General features: G+C 63.4%; 16 protein-coding genes, 1 tRNA gene, 6 pseudogenes and 1 other annotated feature. Of the genes and pseudogenes, 14 read left to right on the top strand and 9 right to left on the bottom strand.

Annotated elements, in window-relative coordinates:
• Positions 1 to 25: 25 nt before the first annotated feature.
• Entirely contained in the window at positions 26 to 964 is a 939-nt protein-coding gene (locus ACTPOE_RS01315; RefSeq protein WP_458872721.1) for a DMT family transporter, read from the bottom strand.
• 24 nt (positions 965 to 988) lie between these two features.
• Here ACTPOE_RS01315 and ACTPOE_RS01310 point away from each other — a divergent pair, with 24 nt between their 5' ends.
• The 5 genes from ACTPOE_RS01310 to ACTPOE_RS01290 all read left to right on the top strand — a co-directional run bounded on the left by ACTPOE_RS01310 (position 989) and on the right by ACTPOE_RS01290 (position 6042).
• Positions 989 to 1528 (top strand): MarR family winged helix-turn-helix transcriptional regulator, encoded by a 540-nt coding sequence (locus tag ACTPOE_RS01310; protein WP_458870388.1) that lies wholly within the window; start codon positions 989 to 991, stop codon positions 1526 to 1528.
• A gap of 93 nt (positions 1529 to 1621) precedes the next feature.
• Positions 1622 to 3049, top strand: a complete 1428-nt coding sequence (locus tag ACTPOE_RS01305; protein ID WP_458870387.1) for an efflux transporter outer membrane subunit — start codon at positions 1622 to 1624, stop codon at positions 3047 to 3049.
• Between the two features lie 19 nt (positions 3050 to 3068).
• The gene (locus ACTPOE_RS01300; protein WP_458870386.1) at positions 3069 to 4277 is read left to right on the top strand and encodes an HlyD family efflux transporter periplasmic adaptor subunit; all 1209 of its coding nucleotides are present in this window, start codon (positions 3069 to 3071) and stop codon (positions 4275 to 4277) included.
• Positions 4274 to 5896, top strand: a complete 1623-nt coding sequence (locus ACTPOE_RS01295; RefSeq protein WP_458870385.1) for a DHA2 family efflux MFS transporter permease subunit — start codon at positions 4274 to 4276, stop codon at positions 5894 to 5896. The genes ACTPOE_RS01300 and ACTPOE_RS01295 overlap by 4 nt, the downstream gene beginning before the upstream one ends.
• A gap of 70 nt (positions 5897 to 5966) precedes the next feature.
• A tRNA-Asn gene (locus ACTPOE_RS01290) sits at positions 5967 to 6042 on the top strand.
• 73 nt (positions 6043 to 6115) lie between these two features.
• On the opposite strand, the gene ACTPOE_RS01285 is transcribed toward ACTPOE_RS01290, so the two are convergent.
• Positions 6116 to 6607, bottom strand: coding sequence for a tyrosine-type recombinase/integrase (locus tag ACTPOE_RS01285; RefSeq protein WP_458870384.1), 492 nt, complete (start codon positions 6605 to 6607; stop codon positions 6116 to 6118).
• Here ACTPOE_RS01285 and ACTPOE_RS01280 point away from each other — a divergent pair.
• Together ACTPOE_RS01280 and ACTPOE_RS01275 are read left to right on the top strand one after the other, a co-directional pair.
• Positions 6606 to 6887 carry a type II toxin-antitoxin system TacA family antitoxin gene (locus ACTPOE_RS01280; protein ID WP_458870383.1) on the top strand — a complete coding sequence of 94 codons (282 nt, stop codon included), beginning with the start codon at positions 6606 to 6608 and terminating at the stop codon, positions 6885 to 6887. The genes ACTPOE_RS01285 and ACTPOE_RS01280 overlap by 2 nt on opposite strands.
• The gene (locus ACTPOE_RS01275; protein WP_458870382.1) at positions 6884 to 7381 is read left to right on the top strand and encodes a GNAT family N-acetyltransferase; all 498 of its coding nucleotides are present in this window, start codon (positions 6884 to 6886) and stop codon (positions 7379 to 7381) included. Before ACTPOE_RS01280 ends, ACTPOE_RS01275 begins: the two co-directional genes overlap by 4 nt.
• Before the next feature lie 66 nt (positions 7382 to 7447).
• Here ACTPOE_RS01275 and ACTPOE_RS01270 read toward each other — a convergent pair.
• A protein-coding gene (locus ACTPOE_RS01270) for an IS3 family transposase (protein ID WP_458870381.1) occupies positions 7448 to 8685 on the bottom strand; the annotation gives its coding sequence in 2 pieces (ribosomal slippage) (positions 7448 to 8403 and positions 8403 to 8685; 1239 coding nt in all).
• Positions 8288 to 8404, bottom strand: a sequence feature (AL1L pseudoknot). (Overlaps the previous gene by 117 nt.)
• 235 nt (positions 8686 to 8920) lie before the next feature.
• Between ACTPOE_RS01270 and ACTPOE_RS01265 the strand changes: the two genes are divergently transcribed.
• The 3 genes and pseudogenes from ACTPOE_RS01265 to ACTPOE_RS01255 all read left to right on the top strand — a co-directional run bounded on the left by ACTPOE_RS01265 (position 8921) and on the right by ACTPOE_RS01255 (position 12259).
• Positions 8921 to 10624, top strand: coding sequence for an IS1634 family transposase (locus ACTPOE_RS01265; RefSeq protein ID WP_458870344.1), 1704 nt, complete (start codon positions 8921 to 8923; stop codon positions 10622 to 10624).
• A gap of 66 nt (positions 10625 to 10690) precedes the next feature.
• Positions 10691 to 11389: pseudogene (locus tag ACTPOE_RS01260) on the top strand (IS3 family transposase); the annotation flags it as partial.
• Between the two features lie 54 nt (positions 11390 to 11443).
• The gene (locus tag ACTPOE_RS01255; protein ID WP_458870380.1) at positions 11444 to 12259 is read left to right on the top strand and encodes a hypothetical protein; all 816 of its coding nucleotides are present in this window, start codon (positions 11444 to 11446) and stop codon (positions 12257 to 12259) included.
• A gap of 21 nt (positions 12260 to 12280) precedes the next feature.
• Here the strand turns inward: ACTPOE_RS01255 and ACTPOE_RS01250 are convergent, their stop codons facing one another.
• Together ACTPOE_RS01250 and ACTPOE_RS01245 are read right to left on the bottom strand one after the other, a co-directional pair.
• Positions 12281 to 12580 carry a hypothetical protein gene (locus ACTPOE_RS01250; RefSeq protein WP_458870379.1) on the bottom strand — a complete coding sequence of 100 codons (300 nt, stop codon included), beginning with the start codon at positions 12578 to 12580 and terminating at the stop codon, positions 12281 to 12283.
• Between the two features lie 11 nt (positions 12581 to 12591).
• Positions 12592 to 13557, bottom strand: a pseudogene (locus ACTPOE_RS01245) (IS630 family transposase); the annotation flags it as partial.
• Positions 13558 to 13601: 44 nt separating this feature from the next.
• Between ACTPOE_RS01245 and ACTPOE_RS01240 the strand changes: the two are divergent.
• From ACTPOE_RS01240 to ACTPOE_RS01230, 3 genes and pseudogenes are all read left to right on the top strand, one after another.
• Positions 13602 to 13886 carry a transposase gene (locus ACTPOE_RS01240; RefSeq protein ID WP_458870378.1) on the top strand — a complete coding sequence of 95 codons (285 nt, stop codon included), beginning with the start codon at positions 13602 to 13604 and terminating at the stop codon, positions 13884 to 13886.
• Between the two features lie 27 nt (positions 13887 to 13913).
• Positions 13914 to 15472: pseudogene (locus tag ACTPOE_RS01235) on the top strand (IS3 family transposase).
• A gap of 264 nt (positions 15473 to 15736) precedes the next feature.
• Positions 15737 to 16807 (top strand): IS3 family transposase, encoded by a 1071-nt coding sequence (locus ACTPOE_RS01230; protein ID WP_458870377.1) that lies wholly within the window; start codon positions 15737 to 15739, stop codon positions 16805 to 16807.
• 652 nt (positions 16808 to 17459) lie between these two features.
• On the opposite strand, the gene ACTPOE_RS01225 is transcribed toward ACTPOE_RS01230, so the two are convergent.
• Both ACTPOE_RS01225 and ACTPOE_RS01220 read right to left on the bottom strand, forming a co-directional pair.
• Complete coding sequence (locus tag ACTPOE_RS01225) at positions 17460 to 18497, bottom strand: IS630 family transposase (RefSeq protein ID WP_458870376.1); 1038 nt, start codon at positions 18495 to 18497, stop codon at positions 17460 to 17462.
• Between the two features lie 155 nt (positions 18498 to 18652).
• A pseudogene (locus ACTPOE_RS01220) lies at positions 18653 to 19198 on the bottom strand (transposase); the annotation flags it as partial.
• Between the two features lie 45 nt (positions 19199 to 19243).
• Between ACTPOE_RS01220 and ACTPOE_RS01215 the strand changes: the two are divergent.
• Positions 19244 to 20802, top strand: a pseudogene (locus ACTPOE_RS01215) (IS3 family transposase).
• A 40-nt stretch (positions 20803 to 20842) separates the two neighbouring features.
• On the opposite strand, the pseudogene ACTPOE_RS01210 reads toward ACTPOE_RS01215, so the two are convergent.
• Together ACTPOE_RS01210 and ACTPOE_RS01205 are read right to left on the bottom strand one after the other, a co-directional pair.
• A pseudogene (locus tag ACTPOE_RS01210) lies at positions 20843 to 21409 on the bottom strand (IS110 family transposase); the annotation flags it as partial.
• 123 nt (positions 21410 to 21532) lie between these two features.
• Positions 21533 to 21919, bottom strand: a complete 387-nt coding sequence (locus ACTPOE_RS01205; protein WP_458870375.1) for an RNA-binding S4 domain-containing protein — start codon at positions 21917 to 21919, stop codon at positions 21533 to 21535.
• Positions 21920 to 21987 lie beyond the last annotated feature (68 nt).

The raw sequence follows: 21987 nt of genomic DNA, 5'->3' as shown, positions 1-21987 counted from the left end.
GACGACCTCGCCCGAACAGGCGGGCTCAGTTCCGCGCTTTCGGCCGGTGTCCCAGCACAATGGCGGAAATCGCCACCAGAATCGTGCCCGCCACCTGAAGCGCCGTGATCGGTTCGCCCAGGAAAAGCCACGCGAGGAACAGGATCGACACCGGCCCCAGCAGACCCAGCTGGGCCGTCAGCGGCGCCCCGATGCGCGCCACCGACCCCATGATCATGAACGTCGGCAGCACTGTGTTCACCGTCGCGTGGATCAGCGACAGACCGTATACCGGCAGGCTCCGGTCCAACCCGGCGAGACCCTTGACCGCGAAGAAATGCACCATCGTCACCCCGGCCGACACCGTCATCGCATAAGCCGTCAATCGGGTGGCCGTGATCCGCTCGACCAGTTCGCCCGAGCCGATCAGGTACATGGAATAGGAAACCGCCGCGCCCAGCACGCAGACCGAGCCCAGGACGACATCGTCGCCCGTGATCGACAGGTCGGCCCAGAACACCAGAGCCACCCCCCCATAGGCCAAGGCCATGGCCAGCCACTGGCGCGGAGCGATGGGCTTGTGCAGGAACCAGGCGGAAAACAGCAGCACGAAGGTCGGCGCAAGAAACAGGATCAGGCGCTCCAGGCCAGCGGAAATGTATTGCAACCCGAGGAAATCCAGAAAACTGGACAAGTAATAGCCGATGAAGCCCAGCACCGCGATGCGCAAGCTGTCGCGCCGGTCCAGCCGCGCCAGCAGCCCGCGGCGCGCGCGGGACATCTGCGCCAGGGCGATGCCGGCGAAGAACGGCAGCGCCAGCAGCATGCGAAAGCCGATCACGTCCAGCGCGTCCACTCCGCGCAGGTACAGCAGCTTGGCCACGATCGCCTTGGCCGAGAACAGCACGGCCCCCAGGCCCGCCAGCAAGAAGCCGGTCCAGAACATGCCGCGGGAGGGGGCCGTCATTTTTATTTGTCTAGTCAGATATTGATCTGATAGAATTTTAACATGCACGATACCAGGCCCGACGGTCACTCCAGTTCTCCGCAGGATGGCGTCTGCCAATATTACGGCAGCGCCGTTGGCGATCTCGGCCCCGAACGCAACGTCGGGCTGCTCGTCAAGCATGTGCATACCCTGCTGCACCGGGTCATCGACCTGCGGGCCTGCCCCATGGGCCTGACGGCCAGCCAGTGGCGCCCCCTGCTGCTGATCCTGCACCGCGGCATCGACACCCCGGCCGAACTGGCGCGCACCCTGGACGTGGACACGGGCGCCACCACGCGCATGCTCGACCGCCTGGAATCCAAGGGCTTCGTGCGGCGCGAACGCGTGCCGGAAGACCGGCGCGTCGTGAAGATCGTGCCGACCGACACGGGCCGCTCGGTGGGCGCCCGGATCCTGCCCGCCATCGCCCAGGCGCTGAACATTCACCTGAGCGGCTTCTCCGAAGACGAAATCCGTATGCTGATCGCCTTGCTCAAGCGCATGATCGCCAATGGCGAACAGCACCTCCAGCAAGCGGCGGATCGTCCCGACAACCCCTGACCCCGGCCAATCACCCGCTCGTCCGCCTGCTTGCGCCTCATCATTGACTAGTCAGATACAGACTCTATCAACAATATTCAGCTTCCTGTCAGCATGAAACCGCTCATTCCCCTGCTGCTCGCCCTGTCGCTTTCCGCCTGCGCCCCCATGGATCCGGGCGCCCCCGCCACCCGGGCGCTCGATGCCCAGACCCTGGGGCTGTCCGGCGATGCCATCGCCTGGCCGGGCGACCGGTGGTGGACCCACTACCAAGACGCTCAACTCGACGACCTGATCGACCAGGCCCTGAGATCGAACCCGTCCCTGGACGCCGCCGCCGCCCGCGTGCGCATCGCCCGGGCCGCCGCGCGCGGCGCGCGCGCCGTGCAGTGGCCGCAAGTCAACGCCAACTATCACCTGACGCGGCAGCGCTACACCGAAAACTACATCTATCCGCCGCCGCTGGGCGGCTCGTACCAGACCGACACCGGCCTGGGACTGCAGCTGGATTTCAATCTGGACCTGTGGGGGCGCCAGCGCGCGCTGGCCGGTGCCGCGGTCCAGCGCGCCGCCGCCGCCGAAGCCAGCCGCCAGCAGGCCCGCGTGCTGCTGGTCTCGGCGATCTCCCAGGCCTACTTCCAGCTGCAGAACGCCCAGGCCCAGGCCGACGCCATCGGCCACATCGCCGGCAAGCTGCAGGAAGCCCTGGACATCACCCGCGACCGCTACAAGAATGGCCTGGGCACCCAGGTGGACGTGGACCAGGCCGACTCGGCAGTCTCCTCCGCCCGGGTGCAGCTCAGCCAGGCGCGCAACAACGTCCAGTTGCTGCATCACCAACTCGCCGCCCTGCTGGGCCAGTCGCCCGAACAGTTGCCGGCCCTGGCCGCGCGTCCGGGCGCCGCGCTGCCGCCCGAAGTGCCCGGCCGCCTGCCCATGGCCCTGCTGGGCCGCCGCGCCGACATCACCGCCGCCCGCCTGCAGGCTGAAGCGGCCGGGGCCGAGGTCTCCGCCGCCAAGGCCGACTTCCTGCCCAACATCGACCTGTCGGCCACCTTCGGCTACCTGTCGCTGGGTCTGGACAAACTGGTGCGCGGCAGCAGCGAGAACTACGGCGCCGGTCCGGTCATCACCCTGCCCATCTTCAACGCCGGCGGCCTGAACGCCCGGCTGGAGGGCCGCCGCGCCGAGCGCGACGAGGCCATCGCCCGCTACAACGAAACCGTCCTGGGCGCCCTGCGCGAGGCGGCCGACGCCCGCGACTCGATCCGGTCCCTGCACGAGCAGATCCGCCACCAGGAGGCCAGCATGAAGGCCATCGCCTCGGCCTACGACGTGGCCCTGAGCCGCTACAAGGCCGGCCTGGGCGATTTCGTCCAGGTGCTGCTGGCGCAGAGCGAAGCCCTGAAGCAGACCGTGCAGACCACCGACCTGCACGCCCGCGCCTACATCCTGGACGTGCAGTTGGCCACCGCCCTGGGCGGCGGCTACGTCCAGGACGACACCGCGCCGCGCGCCGCCCCGAACCCGACCCGACAATGACCATCCCTTCGATCGCATCATGACCGCATCCAGCCCCAGCAACTCCCCCGCCCGCACCCGCCTGATGCTCTGGGCCACCGGCGCATTCGTCCTGGCCGCCCTGCTCTACGGCGCGTGGTGGCTGCTCTTCGCCGCCCATTACGAATCCACGGACGACGCCTACGTCCACGGCAATCTGGTGCAAGTCAGTGCCCAGATCCCCGGCACGGTGGTCGCCATCGGGGCCGAAGAAACCCAGGCCGTCGCCCAGGGCGCACGCCTCGTGACCCTGGACGGCAGCGACACCGACATCGCCCTGGCCCAGGCCGAAGCCGCCCTCGCCCAAACCGTGCGCCATACCCAGACCCTGTTCGTGCAGAATGACGCCCTGGCGGCCGACGTCGCCGTGGGCGAGGCCAACGTCGCGCAGGCCGAAACCCTGCTCAGCAAGACGCGCAACGACCTGCAGCGGCGCAACGCGCTGCGCGGCACCGGCGGCGTCAGCGGCGAGGAACTGCTGCACGCCCAGGTCGCCGTGAAGTCCGCCGAAGCCGGACTGGCCCAGGCCCGCGCCGGACTGGCCGCCTCGCGCGCCAAGCTGGCCACCAACCAGGCCCTGACCCGGGGCAGCACCGTGGCCACCCATCCCGACGTGCTGCAGGCCGCCGACCAGGTGCGCCAAGCCTGGCTCGCCAGCGTGCGCACCCGGGTCCTGGCACCGGTGGGCGGCATGGTCGCCCAGCGCTCCGTCCAGCTGGGGCAGCGCATCCAGCCAGGCACGCCGCTGATGACCATCGTGCCGCTGGGCAGTCTGTGGGTGGAAGCCAACTTCAAGGAAAACCAGCTCGATGCCATGCGGCCCGGCCAGAAGGCCACGCTGACCTCCGACCTGTACGGCAGGAAAGTCGTCTATCACGGCACGGTCATCGGCGTGGCCGCCGGCAGCGGCAGCGCCTTCGCCCTGCTGCCGGCGCAGAACGCCAGCGGCAACTGGATCAAGGTCATCCAGCGGGTACCCGTGCGCATCCGGCTGGACCCGAAGGAGCTTCAGGAGCATCCCTTGCGCGTGGGCCTGTCGATGACGGTCGAGGTCGACCTGTCCCCCGCCCCCGAACGGGGGGAAGAAGACAGGCAAGACCGGGACGGCCCCGCGGCCGAACCCGCCTTGAGCACCCCGGTCTACGATCATGACCCGGCCGAGGTCGACGCCCGCATCCGCCAGATCATCCAGGACAACATCGGCTCATGAGCATTACGACCGCTACTCCGGAAGACGAGGCCGGACGGACGCCGGAGGCGCCCGCCGCCCCGGCCCGGCCGTCCGTCGGAGGCTACCCGCCTCTGGAAGGCAGCGCCCGCGCCTTCGGAACCATCGCCCTGTCGGCCGCCGTGTTCATGAACGTGTTGGATTCGTCGATCGCCAACGTCTCCATCCCCACCATCGCCGGCGACCTGGGGGTCAGCGCCACCCAGGGCACCTGGGTGATCACCTCGTTCGCCGTGGCCAACGCCATCACCGTGCCGCTGACCGGCTGGCTGACGCAGCGCTTCGGCCAGGTGCGCCTGTTCGTGCTGTCGGTCCTGCTGTTCGTCGTCAGTTCCTGGCTGTGCGGCTTCGCCTGGTCGCTGGAATCTCTGGTGTTCTTCCGCGTGCTGCAGGGCGCCGTGGCCGGGCCGATGATCCCCCTGTCGCAATCCCTGATGCTGGCCAGCTACCCCCGGGCCAAGGCCGGCATGGCCCTGGCGCTCTGGTCCATGACGATCCTGGTCGGCCCCATCGCCGGACCGCTGCTGGGCGGCTGGATCTCGGACAACTACGCCTGGTCCTGGATCTTCTACATCAACGTACCGGTCGGACTGATCGCCGGCTGGGCCTCATGGCAGGTCTACAAGACGCGGGACACGCGCCGCGTCCACCTGCCCATCGACCGCATGGGCCTGTTCCTGCTGGTCGCCTGGGTGGGGGCCCTGCAGCTGATGCTGGACAAGGGCAAGGAACTGGAATGGTTCGCCAGCCCGCTGATCTGCGTGCTGGCCGTGGTCACGGCCGTGGCCTTCGTCTATTTCGTGATCTGGGAGCTGACCGCCGCGCACCCGGTGGTGGACCTGACCCTGTTCGCGCAGCGCAATTTCACCTCCGGCACCATCGCCCTGTCGGTCGCCTACGGCGTGTTCTTCGGCACCGTCGTGCTGCTGCCCCTGTGGCTGCAGAACACCATGGGCTACACGGCCACCTGGGCGGGTGTGGCCTCGGCCCCGGTGGGCATCCTGGCGATCATCCTGTCGCCGGTGGTGGGCAAGCTGCTGGCCCGCCACGACCCGCGTCCGATCGCCACCATCGCCTTCCTGATCTTCGCCCTGATCAGCTACATGCGCGCCCAGTTCAACACCAGCGTGGACCTGTACACAGTGATGCTGCCCACTTTCATCCAGGGGGCGGCCATGGCGACGTTCTTCATCCCGCTGACGACGATCTCCCTGTCGGGCCTGAGCCCCGACCGGATCCCCGCCGCCGCCGGCCTGTCGAACTTCTTCCGCCTGGTCTGCGGCGCCTTCGGGACCTCGATCACCACCACGATCTGGGACAACCGCGCCTCGCTGCACCACAGCCGACTGACCGAGGTCGCCCGCCCCGGCGAGCCGGCCTTCGACCACATCATGGGCGGCCTGCAGGGCCTGGGCGTGGACCCGCAGCATGGCGCGGGCATGCTGGACCAGGTCATCAACCAGCAGGCCTACACGATGTCGGCCACCGACATCTTCTACGCCTCGGCGCTGATCTTCCTGGTCCTGATCGGCCTGATCTGGCTGGCCCGGCCGAAGTCGGCGACGCACGGCGGATCAGGGGCCTCGGCGGGCGCGCATTGAGCTTTGCGCATGGGGCAATGCGCTTTGCGCGCCCGCAGAAATTTATGCTATAGTTTCGCTTCTTCGCAGTTCCCCGATAGCTCAGTCGGTAGAGCGACGGACTGTTAATCCGCAGGTCCCAGGTTCGAGCCCTGGTCGGGGAGCCACAGGATACCGAGCAGTATCAAGCACTTACGCCAATCTTTCACAAGGTTGGCGTTTTTGTTTTTGGGCATTCTGTCAACCAAGTGTCAACGCAGAAATTGGGTTCAGTGTCCTGGCTGCTTCTAGGTGGCTCGGTGCGAGGTGTGCGTATCGCATCGTTGTCTTCAGGTCTCTATGCCCGAGTATCCGTTGCAGAGTCAGGATGTTGCCGCCGTTGATCATGAAGTGGCTGGCGAAGGTGTGGCGCAGCACATGGGTTAGCTGGCCTTGCGGCAAGTCAATCCCAGCCCGTTCGATTGCTTCCTTGAACGCACCAGTGCAGTAGTCAAAAAGCACGTTTACACGCTTGTGGATCTTGCGGTGCTGGGAACACATCGACCGGGCGCGAGACAAGCCATGTTGATCAGCTACCAGATATCGGCTTTGCCTATTCGGCCGTTCTGTTCGTGGTCTACACCGTTCGACATGAAGAAACCTTTCTAGAGCGCGGTAAGCCGAACCGTTGAAAAATTCATCTTGATTTGTACGGCAATTTGCCGTATGATTTGCGTCAGAGGACAAAGCCATGACTGTCGCCATCTCTACCGCCCGTCTCGAAGCCCGAATCAGCACCGATCTGCATTCGATGCTCAAGCGTGCCGCCGAGCTTCAAGGCCGCACCATGACAGATTTCGTGGTGTCTGCAGTGCAGGATGCAGCGCAACGCGCCATCGAGCAAGCCGAGGTCGTCCGCCTGTCGCTGGCCGATCAGGAATGCTTTGCGCAAGCTCTGTTGTCGCCACCGAAACCGACCCCTGCCTTGGAACGTGCCTTTGCTCGTCGTAGTAAGCTCCTGCGCACCGAATGAGTGATGCACCGTTCCTACTCGCGCCGCTTGGTGCAACCCATGAGCGCACAGCCTTCCACAGCGATTCGGAGCCGCTGGATCGCTACCTGAGAGAACAAGTCACCCAGGACATTCGTCGCCGCGTAGCGGCCTGTTTCGTGGCTTTGGCAGACCGGCAGCGCATTGCGGGCTACTACACCTTGGCGTCGGCAAGCCTGCTGCTGGCTGACCTTCCGGCCAGCATAGGCAAGAAGCTGCCGCGCTATCCAACCGTGCCCGCTGTTCGCATGGGACGCTTGGCTGTCGATCAGGCATTCAAAGGCCAGGGGCTTGGTGGCGCTCTGCTGGCCGATGCGCTCGACCGGGCCGCTCGCTCGGAGATTGCCGCCTTCGCCTTGATGGTGGACGCCAAGGACGAAGCGGCAGCGGCCTTCTACCGGCACCACGGCTTCATGGCGCTGCCAGATTCGCCGCTTACCCTGTTCTTGCCGCTGGCAACCGTCCGGCGCTCTTGAAACTCGCTGTCCAGAGTCGTTCGAACGGAGGAGTGAATCACCCCGGGAATCGCGGAGGCTGTTTGGTTAAAGTAAAACCGCCTCAGCAGCGGGTGTTGCAAGCACTTGATAGTACCGTTGTTCGGCCTCGGCGGGGGGGATGTCGCCAATCGATTCCAGCAGCCGCTGATGATTGAACCAGGCCACCCATTCCAAGGTGGCTAATTCCACGGCAGCCTTGGTCTTCCAGGGGCCACGCTGATGAATCAGTTCTGCCTTGTACAGGCCGTTGATGGTCTCGGCCAGGGCGTTGTCATAGGCGTCGCCCGTGGCCCCCACCGAAGGGCTGATACCCGCCTCGCCCAGCCGTTCGGAATAACGGATCGACACGTACTGCGAACCGCGATCCGAATGATGGACAAGGCCTGCGGCCGGATCGGGGTGCCGGTCGTAGAGCGCCTGCTCCAGGGCATCGAGCACGAAGTCTGTGGTCATCCGCGAGCTCGTGCGCCAGCCCACGATGCGCTTGGCATACGCATCGATGACGAAGGCCACGTACATCCATCCCTGCCAAGTGGATACGTAGGTGAAGTCAGCCACCCACAGGCGATTGGGTCGATCAGCATGGAAGGCCCGACGCACCAGATCGCGCGGGCAGGGTTTGGAGGCATCGGGAACCGTCGTGCGTATCCGCTTGCCCCGGCGCACTCCCTCGATCCCCAGGCGGCCCATGAGTCGCTCGACCGTACAGCGGGCAATGGGCATGTTCTCCCGATGCATCTGGCGCCAGATCTTGCGCGCGCCGTAGACTTGGAAGTTCTGATCCCAGACGCGGTAGATGTCGACCATGCGCTGCTCGTCCCGTTTGGCCCGGTGGCTGCGTAGATCTGGATTGCGACACCGGGCGGCATGGCGCCTGTAGGCTGACGGGGCGACCTGCAATACCTTGCAGATCGGCTCGACCCCGTACAAGTCTCGGTGCTGATCGATGTAGGCGTTTATTTCTTCAGGACGCGGTCGAGCTCCGCCTGGGCGAAAAAAGCGCTGGCCGTCTTTAGAATCTCGTTGGCTCGGCGCAGCTCCTTGACCTCGCGCTCCAGCGCCTTGATGCGTTCCTGCTCGGCCTGCGGGATACCGGCACGTACACCCGTCTCCACCTCCTGGGCCCGAACCCATTTGAGCAGCGAATGCGGCGAGCAGCCAATCTTGGGTGCAATCGATGTGACGGCAGCCCACTGCGACGCGTACTCGTCGCGGTGTTCCAGGAGCAGGCGCACGGCCCGTTCACGGATCTCAGGTGAAAATTTGGTTTGATTGTTGACCATGGCTCCATTCTCTCAAAGCTTGGAGCCTCCTCAAAACCCGGGGTGATTCAGGTCGAGATCCCGTACAGCACGTGTTTCCTGGCGATCCCCCCTGAGTTCGACAGTTTGACCCCTGCTTTTTGATCGAAACGCAGTAACGACGCGGCTTTCACAGAATTACAACGATAATTTTGTAATGGCACGTTATCATAATTGCGCATTGACTATACTGTGTATATGTGATTATAGTAATGGCATGTTTATCAAAGTCACCAAGTCAGGCCCCCGCCGCTATGTGCAGCTCGTGGAGGCCTACCGCGACGACGCTGGGTGCCCCAAGCAGCGCACTGTGGCGACACTTGGCCGTTTGGACCAGATGGGTGATTCCATCAAGTCCCTGCACGAAGGCCTGGCGCGCATCCTGGGCATAGAGCCTTCACCAGCGCTTGATGATGGCACCGCCCGCTTCGATTCTTCACGAGCCATCGGGGACCTTTGGGCACTGACTCAGATCTGGAAGCAGCTGGGCCTGGATCGCCTGCGTCAGGTGCTGCGCCAGCGCACCCGCCACAAAATCGACCTGGAGGCGCTACTGCGCGTCATGGTCTTTAATCGCCTGAGCGATGCCGATTCAAAGCTTGGGACCCTGCGCTGGCTACAGACCGTCAGCTTTCCCGATACCGATCTGGCATCGGTTGAGCACCAGCAATTGCTGCGCACCATGGACGCGATGGTGGAGCACCAGGCCGTCATCGATCAGGCGCTGGTCGCAGCCGTCAAACCCTTGGTAAGTGAAGAATTGTCGGTGGTCTTCTACGACATGACCACGATTCGTGCCGAAGGGCTCTCTGAGCAAACGGATGACATTCGCCAGTTTGGCAAGTCCAAGGAAGGCATCATTGCCCGTCAGTTCATGCTGGGGCTGGTGCAAACCGCTGAAGGCATCCCGCTCTATCACGAGATCTTTGAAGGCAATACGGCCGAAGTGGGGACGCTGAAGGCCTCGCTGCAAAAGGTCATGGATCGCTTCCCGGTGCGCCGGGTAATCGCCGTCGCCGATCGAGGGCTGCTGTCGATTGACAACCTCGCAGACTTGCAAGCCATGCGCCTGCCCAATGGCCAGCCGTTGGAATTCATTCTGGCGGTCCCCGGCCGACGGTACAACGAGTTTGCCGAGCTGCTCGAACCGATCAACCAAGCGGCTATCGAGAGCGACAGCCCCGAGATCGTGGGCGAACAGGCGTGGCAAGGGCTGCGGTTGGTTGTTGCCCATGATCGGTACCGGGCTGCCGAACAAACGGCCCAGCGCGATCAGAAAATTGCAGCGCTCGAAGCCCAGGCCGCCCAGTGGGTCGGCAAACTGGACGCCCAGGATGCTGGGGTACGCGGCAAAGGCCGCAAGCTCTCCGATGGTGGCGCGCGCGCCCGGTTCTATCACGCGGTCTGCGAAGCGCATCTCGCACGCATCATCCGGGTAGACCTTAAAAGTGAGCTCTTCACCTACCAGGTCAATGAAAAGGCGCTGGCCCTGGCACGCGCCATGGATGGCAAGCTGCTACTGATCACCAACGTCTGCGATCTGGCGCCAGCCGATGTGATTAGCCGCTACAAATCCCTGGCCGACATCGAGCGGGGCTTCAAGGTGCTCAAGTCCGAAATTGAGATCGGACCCGTCTACCACCGACGCCCCGATCGCATCCGGGCACACGCCATGATCTGCTTTATTGCCTTGGTGTTGCAACGGGTCATACGCATGCGGCTGCGCGAACAGCCCGTGGCCGACGTGGTCTCGCCCGAGCGCGCCTTGTCGATTCTGCGTCGCATCCAGACCCACCGGGTCGTGCTGCCGGGCGGCAAATCCATCACGGGCATCTCGACGATCGATGCCGAACAGGCGGCCATCCTGAAGAGCCTGCAGGTTGGAAAGCTCACAGCAACTGAGGCCTTCGTTAATCTGTAATGGAGCGTTTTTAAGGCGCTTCTTTATAAATCAATGAGTTGCGGTTCTAACTGTCGAACTCGGGGGCGCCAGATGCATCGGGAGAACATGCCCATTGCCCGCTGTACGGTCGAGCGACTCATGGGCCGCCTGGGGATCGAGGGAGTGCGCCGGGGCAAGCGGATACGCACGACGGTTCCCGATGCCTCCAAACCCTGCCCGCGCGATCTGGTGCGTCGGGCCTTCCATGCTGATCGACCCAATCGCCTGTGGGTGGCTGACTTCACCTACGTATCCACTTGGCAGGGATGGATGTACGTGGCCTTCGTCATCGATGCGTATGCCAAGCGCATCGTGGGCTGGCGCACGAGCTCGCGGATGACCACAGACTTCGTGCTCGATGCCCTGGAGCAGGCGCTCTACGACCGGCACCCCGATCCGGCCGCAGGCCTTGTCCATCATTCGGATCGCGGTTCGCAGTACGTGTCGATCCGTTATTCCGAACGGCTGGGCGAGGCGGGTATCAGCCCTTCGGTGGGGGCCACGGGCGACGCCTATGACAACGCCCTGGCCGAGACCATCAACGGCCTGTACAAGGCAGAACTGATTCATCAGCGTGGCCCCTGGAAGACCAAGGCTGCCGTGGAATTAGCCACCTTGGAATGGGTGGCCTGGTTCAATCATCAGCGGCTGCTGGAATCGATTGGCGACATCCCCCCCGCCGAGGCCGAACAACGGTACTATCAAGTGCTTGCAACACCCGCTGCTGAGGCGGTTTTACTTTAACCAAACAGCCTCCGCGATTCCCGGGGTGATTCAACCTATCTGGTGATCGGGTCGGTGGCGGTCCTGTTCAGGGACGGCCTGGGCGCCGACATCCAGGGCGATCCGTTCAACGGTTCCATCCTCGAGATCCTGCGCGCCAACTACCGGTCGAACTTCGAGCAGAACACCTATTTTCTCGTCCTCTGGTTCATCGTCTGCTATGCGGTCACATCGTCCGCGCTGTTCCCGCTCATCAAGGCGACGCACGAATGGAAATTCGCATCCGGAGTCTACATCCTGGCGATCCCGGCACTGGGATACCTCGGCATGGAGACCTTCGCCGGCCGCTTCCAGACCGGCCGGGACATCGGCTACAACTACCTGAGCCAATGCTGCGTCGCATCCGCCTTCTACCTGGCCGGCTACGTGGCCAGGCCGTTCCTGTGGAAGCGCCTGAGCCTGTACGGATTCATCGCCGCGTTCTTCATCATGTACGTTTCCTCACGAACGGGCTTCGACCACGCGGTCGTGATGGCCTGGAGCAAATACCCGGACGGATTCCTCATGGCGTTCGTCAGGATCTGCTGCGGCATCTATTCGACGTTCTACCTGTCCTGGGTGCTGTCCAGCGAGAAGATGGACCTGTTCGAGGCGACCGGCAAGGAATCGAAGGCCATCATGAGCTATCACCTGATCGGCTACCTGTTCCTCGACTTGGCCTTCCACGCGCTGGGACTCTACGACATCCGGGACGCCGCGCCGCTGGACCACTTCCACAGCCCGGTGCTCTCTCCGCTCTATATCATCCTGCCCACGCTGATTCCGGTCGCCTGCGCGATCTACTATAGAAAGGCGAAGGCCGGGATTTCCAGGCGCCTCGCGCCGGGCTAGTACAGCATCCTGTAAATAGGTTTAATAATTATCGGGCTGCAAATACGGCTGCAAGAGTGTGGCGACCACCTGTGCCATCTCGTCGAGCGAGCCTGTGCCTGGCAACGGTTCCCAACGCCCACTATGGCTTCGAAAAGCCGCGCCATAATGATTACGGTCCAACTCGGTCAGCCGCGCCACCACGGTCAACTGTTCATCGTCCACACGTTTGATCAGCAGATGATGCCCGTAGGTTTGCGTAGCGATCTGCTCATGGCCGAGCAGATGGCGCAGTTGTCGTTGCAAGTGGGTGGCGTGTTCTTTGGCGGATAAGGCTGGCATGTCGCTCCTCGTTATGATTCGCCGGTTTGTAGCGGATAGCCCCGGAAACTCCATTTGAACGGGCGTGCCGCCTGATTATGCGTGCGGACAAATTGTGCCGTGCGCTCGCGCAGGTGCGCAGTGCTGGTGTGACTGGCATGGCGCAGCACTCGGCGTGTATACCGGGCAAACCAGAGTTCGATCTGATTGACCCAGCTCGCGTGCAATGGCGTGAAGTGAAAGTGAAACCGTCCGGCATGCCGCGCATTGAACGCCTGCCAGACGGCCTGGGCGCGATGCGTGTTCAAATTATCCCAGACGACATGCACCTGCTGGTCAGGGTACGCAGCGGCCAGGCGTTCCATGAAGGCCAGCAAATCGGCCTGGGTGCGCCGATCGCCACAGTCCGCCGTCACCTGCCCGGTATGCACATCCAGCGCGGCGATCAACGACTGGGTGCCATGGCGGACATACTCAAACTCGCGCCGACGCAGCCGCCCCGGCGCGGGATCGCGGCCCCGGTGCTTGCGCTCAATCGCCTGGATGCCGGTCTTCTCGTCGATGCTAAGCACCACCGCATCTCGAGGCGCTCTGCGGTACAACTTGCAAATCTCGTTGACCCTCTCGCGAAAGGCCGGATCCGGACTATGCAGCCATTGCTGGACCCGGTGCGGACGCACATCGCCGGCCTGCAAGATGCGCTGCACGTGGCTGCGGCTGATCTGCTCAACGACACCGCGTTCCAACGCGCGCGCCACGATCTCGTCGAGCGTGGGAGTGACCCGCCCCTCAGGCTCCTGCGCTTCGCACGCCAGTGCGATCAGTTGCAGCCGCTCTTCGTGCGTGATGCGCGCCGGGCGACCGCTGCGTTCGCCTTCACGAATACCCTGGGCGCCTTGCTGAGCAATGCGCTTGCGCCACAGGCAGACTGTTTGCACCGATACTCCCAGTTTGCGCGCAATGACCGTGCTGCTATGGCCCTCATGCGCCTCCAAGGCCCCCTGTGTCAGACTAGTTGTCGCATCGGATTTGGAACGATTAGATGAATTTGACGACCTACAGCACGGCCTTCAAAGAGGAGGCGATCCGCAAGACCCTGCAGCGCGGCACGCGCACGGTGGCTGACATGGCCCAGGAGTTGAACATGTCGGTCCATACGCTGAAGAACTGGATTCGCAATCCGAAGATGGCTCATTTGCGCAGGCAATCCTCAGAAGAGGCCCCCGCCAGTCGGTGGACATCCGCACAGCGGCTGCAGGCCCTGCTTGAGACCCATTCTCTGGCCGAAGAGGCGCGCAACGCCTGGTGCCCCCCTGTGTCAGACTAGTTGTCGCATCGGATTTGGAACGATTAGATGAATTTGACGACCTACAGCACGGCCTTCAAAGAGGAGGCGATCCGCAAGACCCTGCAGCGCGGCACGCGCACGGTGGCTGACATGGCCCAGGAGTTGAACATGTCGGTCCATACGCTGAAGAACTGGATTCGCAATCCGAAGATGGCTCATTTGCGCAGGCAATCCTCAGAAGAGGCCCCCGCCAGTCGGTGGACATCCGCACAGCGGCTGCAGGCCCTGCTTGAGACCCATTCTCTGGCCGAAGAGGCGCGCAACGCCTGGTGCCGGGAACGGGGCATCTTCGCCCATCAGCTCACGGCCTGGAAGCATGAGCTCGAACAGTCGGGGAACAAGCCCGCAGCCGATATCCAGGAGCTGCGTCGGCTCAAAGAGGAACTGGTTGGCGTGCGCCGTGATTTGGCCCGCAAGGACAAGGCGTTATCGGAGGCGGCAGCCCTGCTGGTACTGCAAAAAAAATACCAGGCGCTGTGGGAGGACGAGGACAAATGACCTCACTGACACAGCGCCGACAGATCATGGCATTGATTACTGAGGCGGTCACGGCTGGTGCTCGACAGGCACGCGCCTGTGAAGCAATCAATCTGAGCGCACGCACACTGCAACGTTGGCGGCGGGCCCCGGAGCAAGGCGATGGGCGCCCCACGCGGGTACAGCGGCCCTGCAACCGCCTGAGCGATGCCGAGCGTGATCGCATCCTGCGGGTGGTCAACAGCAGCGAGTACGGCCACCTGCCCGCTTCTCAGATCGTGCCACGCCTGGCGGATACGGGGGTCTATCTGGCCAGTGAATCGACGATCTACAGGCTGATGCGTACCGCCGGGCAACTGGTGCATCGCACGCCTGATCGCACGCCTGGCCCGGTGCATCGGCCTCGGGCGCTGACGGCTACTGCGCCAGGGCAGCTCTTCAGCTGGGACATCACCTATCTGCCCGCCACCGTGCGGGGCCAGTACTACTACCTGTACCTGTTTCTTGACCTGTTCAGCCGTCACATCGTGGGCTGGCAGGTCTATGACACCGAGGACAGCGCCCGTGCCAGTGAGCTGATGCGCGATATCTGCCGCCGCGAGGGCATCCTCCCAGGGCAGGTGGTGTTACACAGCGACAATGGCTCCCCGATGAAGGGCGCCACCATGCTGGCGACACTACGGGAGCTGGGTGTGGCGCCATCGTTCAGCAGGCCAGCGGTGAGCAATGACAACCCGTACTCAGAGTCCTTGTTCAGGACTCTGAAGTACCGCCCCCGCTACCCTCGCAAGCCCTTCACCGGTCTGCTGGCTGCCCGGGCCTGGGTCGGTGAGTTCGTGCGCTGGTACAACACCGAGCACCGGCACAGCGCTATCGGCTTCGTGACGCCTGAGCAGCGTCACTGTGGGCGCGATCGCGGCCTGCTCGAACGGCGCCATGCCCTCTATCGGGCGGCCCGCGAAAAGCACCCGGAGCGCTGGAGCGGCAGGACCCGCAACTGGACAAGAGTCGACGAGGTCTTCCTCAACCCGCAGAAGGGTCACGCGTCCTGTGCCAAGCGAAATTCAGACCTCAAGCGGGCGGCTTGAGTCACTCAGAAAATGCGACAGATAGGTTGACAATCACCGGTGCCGGGAACGGGGCATCTTCGCCCATCAGCTCACGGCCTGGAAGCATGAGCTCGAACAGTCGGGGAACAAGCCCGCAGCCGATATCCAGGAGCTGCGTCGGCTCAAAGAGGAACTGGTTGGCGTGCGCCGTGATTTGGCCCGCAAGGACAAGGCGTTATCGGAGGCGGCAGCCCTGCTGGTACTGCAAAAAAAATACCAGGCGCTGTGGGAGGACGAGGACAAATGACCTCACTGACACAGCGCCGACAGATCATGGCATTGATTACTGAGGCGGTCACGGCTGGTGCTCGACAGGCACGCGCCTGTGAAGCAATCAATCTGAGCGCACGCACACTGCAACGTTGGCGGCGGGCCCCGGAGCAAGGCGATGGGCGCCCCACGCGGGTACAGCGGCCCTGCAACCGCCTGAGCGATGCCGAGCGTGATCGCATCCTGCGGGTGGTCAACAGCAGCGAGTACGGCCACCTGCCCGCTTCTCAGATCGTGCCACGCCTGGCGGATACGGGGGTCTATCTGGCCAGTGAATCGACGATCTACAGGCTGATGCGTACCGCCGGGCAACTGGTGCATCGCACGCCTGATCGCACGCCTGGCCCGGTGCATCGGCCTCGGGCGCTGACGGCTACTGCGCCAGGGCAGCTCTTCAGCTGGGACATCACCTATCTGCCCGCCACCGTGCGGGGCCAGTACTACTACCTGTACCTGTTTCTTGACCTGTTCAGCCGTCACATCGTGGGCTGGCAGGTCTATGACACCGAGGACAGCGCCCGTGCCAGTGAGCTGATGCGCGATATCTGCCGCCGCGAGGGCATCCTCCCAGGGCAGGTGGTGTTACACAGCGACAATGGCTCCCCGATGAAGGGCGCCACCATGCTGGCGACACTACGGGAGCTGGGTGTGGCGCCATCGTTCAGCAGGCCAGCGGTGAGCAATGACAACCCGTACTCAGAGTCCTTGTTCAGGACTCTGAAGTACCGCCCCCGCTACCCTCGCAAGCCCTTCACCGGTCTGCTGGCTGCCCGGGCCTGGGTCGGTGAGTTCGTGCGCTGGTACAACACCGAGCACCGGCACAGCGCTATCGGCTTCGTGACGCCTGAGCAGCGTCACTGTGGGCGCGATCGCGGCCTGCTCGAACGGCGCCATGCCCTCTATCGGGCGGCCCGCGAAAAGCACCCGGAGCGCTGGAGCGGCAGGACCCGCAACTGGACAAGAGTCGACGAGGTCTTCCTCAACCCGCAGAAGGGTCACGCGTCCTGTGCCAAGCGAAATTCAGACCTCAAGCGGGCGGCTTGAGTCACTCAGAAAATGCGACAGATAGGTTGACAATCACCGAAGGCGATTCGTGCACGCATGACATCGCGCTGCGTAGCGGTCTTGCGCGCGATCAGCGACAGCAGTTCCTGTCTGTCCTTCTTTGCCAGCTTCACTGGCGTTGCAGGGCGGCCTCGGTTCATCACGACATGATAGCCGAGGCGATTAATTATTCAAAGTATTTAAGGGATGTTGTACTAGTGTCCTGTCTGGTGAGTTTGGTCACTTGAATTCGGATGCATGGGCTTGTCAGGCAAGGCGCAACCCGCAGCGATAGCCGGTGCTATCGCGAGGATGAGTCTGGACACGGAGCAGTCCCTTGTATCTGCGGACTGCTCCGTGCCTGACGAATCCGAACCGCTTGCAAGCGGTGAGGTGAACAAGCAACGCAGCATGGCCAGCCCGGGCGCCGAAGGTAAGAATCGGAATTAGCCAGACAGAACACTGATATGGTCGCTTTCTGTCAATAGAAATAAAAATGATTTTATCTGTTGATGCTCAGTGGTACGGGGCGATGCGGCACCAGTCTGCTGCTGCGACGATGGATCAGACTGATATCCGTGGGTTGGTTACCACCGTGCATCGATCCGTCGTGGAAGCTGCCTCGCTCTATTGATCCGGCCCTCAAACAGTTTTACGCAGCGTATTTGACGTGGAAGTCTTGGAAGTAGGCTTTGACACGTGCCGGCTCGCTGGCGACGACTTGCATGTGCTCTTCTGCAGCGGCGCGTAGTTTGGCCTTCGTGCGTATCGGAACCTTGCGCCCGATGACGTGTTTGAGATCGGCATTCAAGCGTTCTTCGGGATTGAGTTCGGGGCTGTAACTGGGCAGATAGAACACTTCCATCTGATCGGAGTGTGCGGCCAACCACGCCTTCACCGGCTTGCAGTGATGCACGCCCAGGTTGTCCAGGATCAGAAACACCTTGCGCCCGGCATCCTGGACCAGCGACTCGAAGAACTCGATCAACTTTTCGTGATTGAACGCGCCATCAATGATCATCCAGCGTGCCTTGCCCTGGTTGGTGACGCTGGCGATCATCGACAGCTTCTGCCGCGTCCCGCCAATGGCCATCGCCACCGGAGTCTTGCCCTTGGGCGCATAGCTGCGACCGCGCACGTCGGTGTTCACCAGCGCCGTCTCGTCACCCCAGTGGACCTCGCCGCCCTCGGCCTTGGCACGTTCGGCGATGGCCGGATACGTGTCCTCCAACCAGGTTTGCACCGCGGCGGGCGATTGCTCGTAAGCACGCTTGATCGGCTTCTGCGGGGTGAAGCCCCAGCGGGCCAGATACTTGCCCACCGAGCGCACATGCAGCGTCACACCACACTCGCGCTCGATCAGCTGCATAACCGCCGCACGGCTCCACAGCGCAAAGTCCATCTTCAGCTGCTCGGGGCGCTTGTCGCAGATGATGCGGCACACCGTCTGTTCCTGCTCGGCGGTCAGTGCGCGATCCTCGCCACGGCGACGGCCACGCCGACGGGGTGCCAGCGACAGCATCCCCCCCGCCTCATAGCGTGCGATCACCTTGCTCACCGCCGTGTGACTCAGCCCAACGTCAACGGCGATCTGAGGTTTGCTTCGTCCGCGTTTGTACGCACGAATCACCTGCCGACGCCTCTCATGCTGCTCGGCCGGACTGAGCTTTCTTGCATCATCTTTTTCCATCCGCAAAGCATCGCATCAGATCGACAGAATTTCAATCTATTTATGGGCCTGATCTATAGTGACGCAGGTTGCCCCGTGGGGTTCTGTTGATTGTGTTCTCGAGGATTCTTCCTATCGTGATTCGTACCGCATCGCCTCGTACCACTGCTCTCCGGTTACTGCTGACGGATTGCGCCCTGGCGGGCGATCGCCCAAATAAAACCAGCCAATTCACGGGCCACGGCCACGCAAACCTTGTTCGGCTGCATGCCTCGGTGCGCGAGCTGGGAGAAGCGCGCACACAGGCGCAGCTGCGCCTTCCAGGCATGGTTGCGAATCTCGGGGGCAAGATCCCGACTGCGCATGCGCAAGACATTGCTCATGCGCGCCGGGAAACGGTAATTCCACGCCGCCTCGGTGAGCAGCCGCCGGGCGTGGGCGTTGCCCGTCTTGGTAATCGAGCCACGCCTGACCGTGCCGCCGCTGGAATGCTCCGAGGGCACCAGCCCCAGGTAGCCCATAAGTTGACGCGCCGTGGCAAAGCGGTTGATGTCACCGATCTCGCACACCAGCCCGATGGCGCTGACCGTATCGATGCCGCGTAGCGCCCGCAAGGCTGCCACGGTAGGCGCAAACTGCCAGTCGGCGGCACTTTGCTCCAGCGCGTTGGTCAGCCGCCGCACCCGCTCATCGGCCGCCTGCACAGCCAGCTGATACTCAGTCCCCCTGTGTCAGACTAGTTGTCGCATCGGATTTGGAACGATTAGATGAATTTGACGACCTACAGCACGGCCTTCAAAGAGGAGGCGATCCGCAAGACCCTGCAGCGCGGCACGCGCACGGTGGCTGACATGGCCCAGGAGTTGAACATGTCGGTCCATACGCTGAAGAACTGGATTCGCAATCCGAAGATGGCTCATTTGCGCAGGCAATCCTCAGAAGAGGCCCCCGCCAGTCGGTGGACATCCGCACAGCGGCTGCAGGCCCTGCTTGAGACCCATTCTCTGGCCGAAGAGGCGCGCAACGCCTGGTGCCGGGAACGGGGCATCTTCGCCCATCAGCTCACGGCCTGGAAGCATGAGCTCGAACAGTCGGGGAACAAGCCCGCAGCCGATATCCAGGAGCTGCGTCGGCTCAAAGAGGAACTGGTTGGCGTGCGCCGTGATTTGGCCCGCAAGGACAAGGCGTTATCGGAGGCGGCAGCCCTGCTGGTACTGCAAAAAAAATACCAGGCGCTGTGGGAGGACGAGGACAAATGACCTCACTGACACAGCGCCGACAGATCATGGCATTGATTACTGAGGCGGTCACGGCTGGTGCTCGACAGGCACGCGCCTGTGAAGCAATCAATCTGAGCGCACGCACACTGCAACGTTGGCGGCGGGCCCCGGAGCAAGGCGATGGGCGCCCCACGCGGGTACAGCGGCCCTGCAACCGCCTGAGCGATGCCGAGCGTGATCGCATCCTGCGGGTGGTCAACAGCAGCGAGTACGGCCACCTGCCCGCTTCTCAGATCGTGCCACGCCTGGCGGATACGGGGGTCTATCTGGCCAGTGAATCGACGATCTACAGGCTGATGCGTACCGCCGGGCAACTGGTGCATCGCACGCCTGATCGCACGCCTGGCCCGGTGCATCGGCCTCGGGCGCTGACGGCTACTGCGCCAGGGCAGCTCTTCAGCTGGGACATCACCTATCTGCCCGCCACCGTGCGGGGCCAGTACTACTACCTGTACCTGTTTCTTGACCTGTTCAGCCGTCACATCGTGGGCTGGCAGGTCTATGACACCGAGGACAGCGCCCGTGCCAGTGAGCTGATGCGCGATATCTGCCGCCGCGAGGGCATCCTCCCAGGGCAGGTGGTGTTACACAGCGACAATGGCTCCCCGATGAAGGGCGCCACCATGCTGGCGACACTACGGGAGCTGGGTGTGGCGCCATCGTTCAGCAGGCCAGCGGTGAGCAATGACAACCCGTACTCAGAGTCCTTGTTCAGGACTCTGAAGTACCGCCCCCGCTACCCTCGCAAGCCCTTCACCGGTCTGCTGGCTGCCCGGGCCTGGGTCGGTGAGTTCGTGCGCTGGTACAACACCGAGCACCGGCACAGCGCTATCGGCTTCGTGACGCCTGAGCAGCGTCACTGTGGGCGCGATCGCGGCCTGCTCGAACGGCGCCATGCCCTCTATCGGGCGGCCCGCGAAAAGCACCCGGAGCGCTGGAGCGGCAGGACCCGCAACTGGACAAGAGTCGACGAGGTCTTCCTCAACCCGCAGAAGGGTCACGCGTCCTGTGCCAAGCGAAATTCAGACCTCAAGCGGGCGGCTTGAGTCACTCAGAAAATGCGACAGATAGGTTGACAATCACCGCAGTCAGCGCAATCTGGTCGGCGGGTTCATCAAATCGTTGGTCCGCAATCCAGCGTTCGTGCATCTTTGTCCAGGCCGTCTTGCCCTCGTACAGACGCCCGGCACGCAGCAGGAACGCCTTCAGTTGCTGGCGCGCCTTCACACGGGCATCGACCGCATCTTCTCGAGCCCGCCACAGGTTGCGGATTGCTTCATGAGCCGCATCGGGTACCCAGATGGCTTTGAGTTCACCGGCGCGAGACAGTTCGGCCAAACGGGCACAATCGCGCCGGTCGGTCTTGACGCGTTCACCCGCCCGCCGGGGAATGAGCGATGGCGCGATGATCTCGCATCGGTAGCCACGCGCTGCGAGCGCCCGCTGCAGTCCGTAGCCCGTCGGGCCCGCTTCGTAGACCACGCTTACCTGCGCCGCGTTGCCATACCGATGCAGCACCTTGAGCACCTGCTGCAGATCAGGCCCGACGGAACCCACGAAGCGGCTCGCCTCACGCCCTGGCTCGCACACAGCAACCGCCGTACTGTCCTTATGCACGTCCAGGCCGACATAGAATCTGATATCGTTGTCCATGGCTCGTCTCCATACGGTTTGCGGCTGGTCCGCCACGCCGCATGTGGCTCGGCACCCTCGTGAGAGCGCGCAATCCACGATACAGGAGACGGGCCGCTTCCGCTTAACGAGCGACCATTATGTCTAGCTGCGCCCCCGCCACCAGTCCATCTGCCGCCGGTCGCGCTTGGTGGGACGGCCCTCATCGAAATCCCTGGCCGGTTCGGGCGCCAGGCGGCGCATCTCGGCGGCATGTTCCCGCGCCGCCACGCTGTCGGGGGTTTCCTCGTAAAGCAATGCGGCCCGGGACGCCGGGCCGCGCACCAGACTGAGCGCGCGCACCCGGACCCGTACCGGCGGGTTGCCGGGGCGGCGCACTTCAACCAAGTCGTTCACGGCGATCTCGCGCGCCGGCTTGACCGACTGGCCGCCGACCAGCACCCGCCCGGCGTCGATTTCGTGAGTCGCCAGGCCGCGGGTCTTGAAGAAGCGGGCGGCCCACAGCCATTTGTCCAGTCGCATCCTGTCCATCACGCATCCATTCTGCCTGTTCGCGGCTCTCCGGGCGCCGCCGGTTCGGGAGGACCGCCGGGCATGCC

Source organism: Castellaniella sp. WN (assembly GCF_054457555.1).
This window is presented reverse-complemented; position numbering and strand designations above follow the sequence as displayed.

Coding starts and splice junctions, on each gene's coding strand:
- ACTPOE_RS01310 (WP_458870388.1), top strand. CDS start 989: ATGCACGATACCAGGCCCGACGGTCACTCCAGTTCTCCGCAGGATGGC.
- ACTPOE_RS01305 (WP_458870387.1), top strand. CDS start 1,622: ATGAAACCGCTCATTCCCCTGCTGCTCGCCCTGTCGCTTTCCGCCTGC.
- ACTPOE_RS01300 (WP_458870386.1), top strand. CDS start 3,069: ATGACCGCATCCAGCCCCAGCAACTCCCCCGCCCGCACCCGCCTGATG.
- ACTPOE_RS01295 (WP_458870385.1), top strand. CDS start 4,274: ATGAGCATTACGACCGCTACTCCGGAAGACGAGGCCGGACGGACGCCG.
- ACTPOE_RS01280 (WP_458870383.1), top strand. CDS start 6,606: ATGACTGTCGCCATCTCTACCGCCCGTCTCGAAGCCCGAATCAGCACC.
- ACTPOE_RS01285 (WP_458870384.1), bottom strand. CDS start 6,607: ATGGCTTTGTCCTCTGACGCAAATCATACGGCAAATTGCCGTACAAAT.
- ACTPOE_RS01275 (WP_458870382.1), top strand. CDS start 6,884: ATGAGTGATGCACCGTTCCTACTCGCGCCGCTTGGTGCAACCCATGAG.
- ACTPOE_RS01265 (WP_458870344.1), top strand. CDS start 8,921: ATGTTTATCAAAGTCACCAAGTCAGGCCCCCGCCGCTATGTGCAGCTC.
- ACTPOE_RS01250 (WP_458870379.1), bottom strand. CDS start 12,580: ATGCCAGCCTTATCCGCCAAAGAACACGCCACCCACTTGCAACGACAA.
- ACTPOE_RS01240 (WP_458870378.1), top strand. CDS start 13,602: ATGAATTTGACGACCTACAGCACGGCCTTCAAAGAGGAGGCGATCCGC.
- ACTPOE_RS01230 (WP_458870377.1), top strand. CDS start 15,737: ATGACCTCACTGACACAGCGCCGACAGATCATGGCATTGATTACTGAG.
- ACTPOE_RS01225 (WP_458870376.1), bottom strand. CDS start 18,497: ATGGAAAAAGATGATGCAAGAAAGCTCAGTCCGGCCGAGCAGCATGAG.
- ACTPOE_RS01205 (WP_458870375.1), bottom strand. CDS start 21,919: ATGGACAGGATGCGACTGGACAAATGGCTGTGGGCCGCCCGCTTCTTC.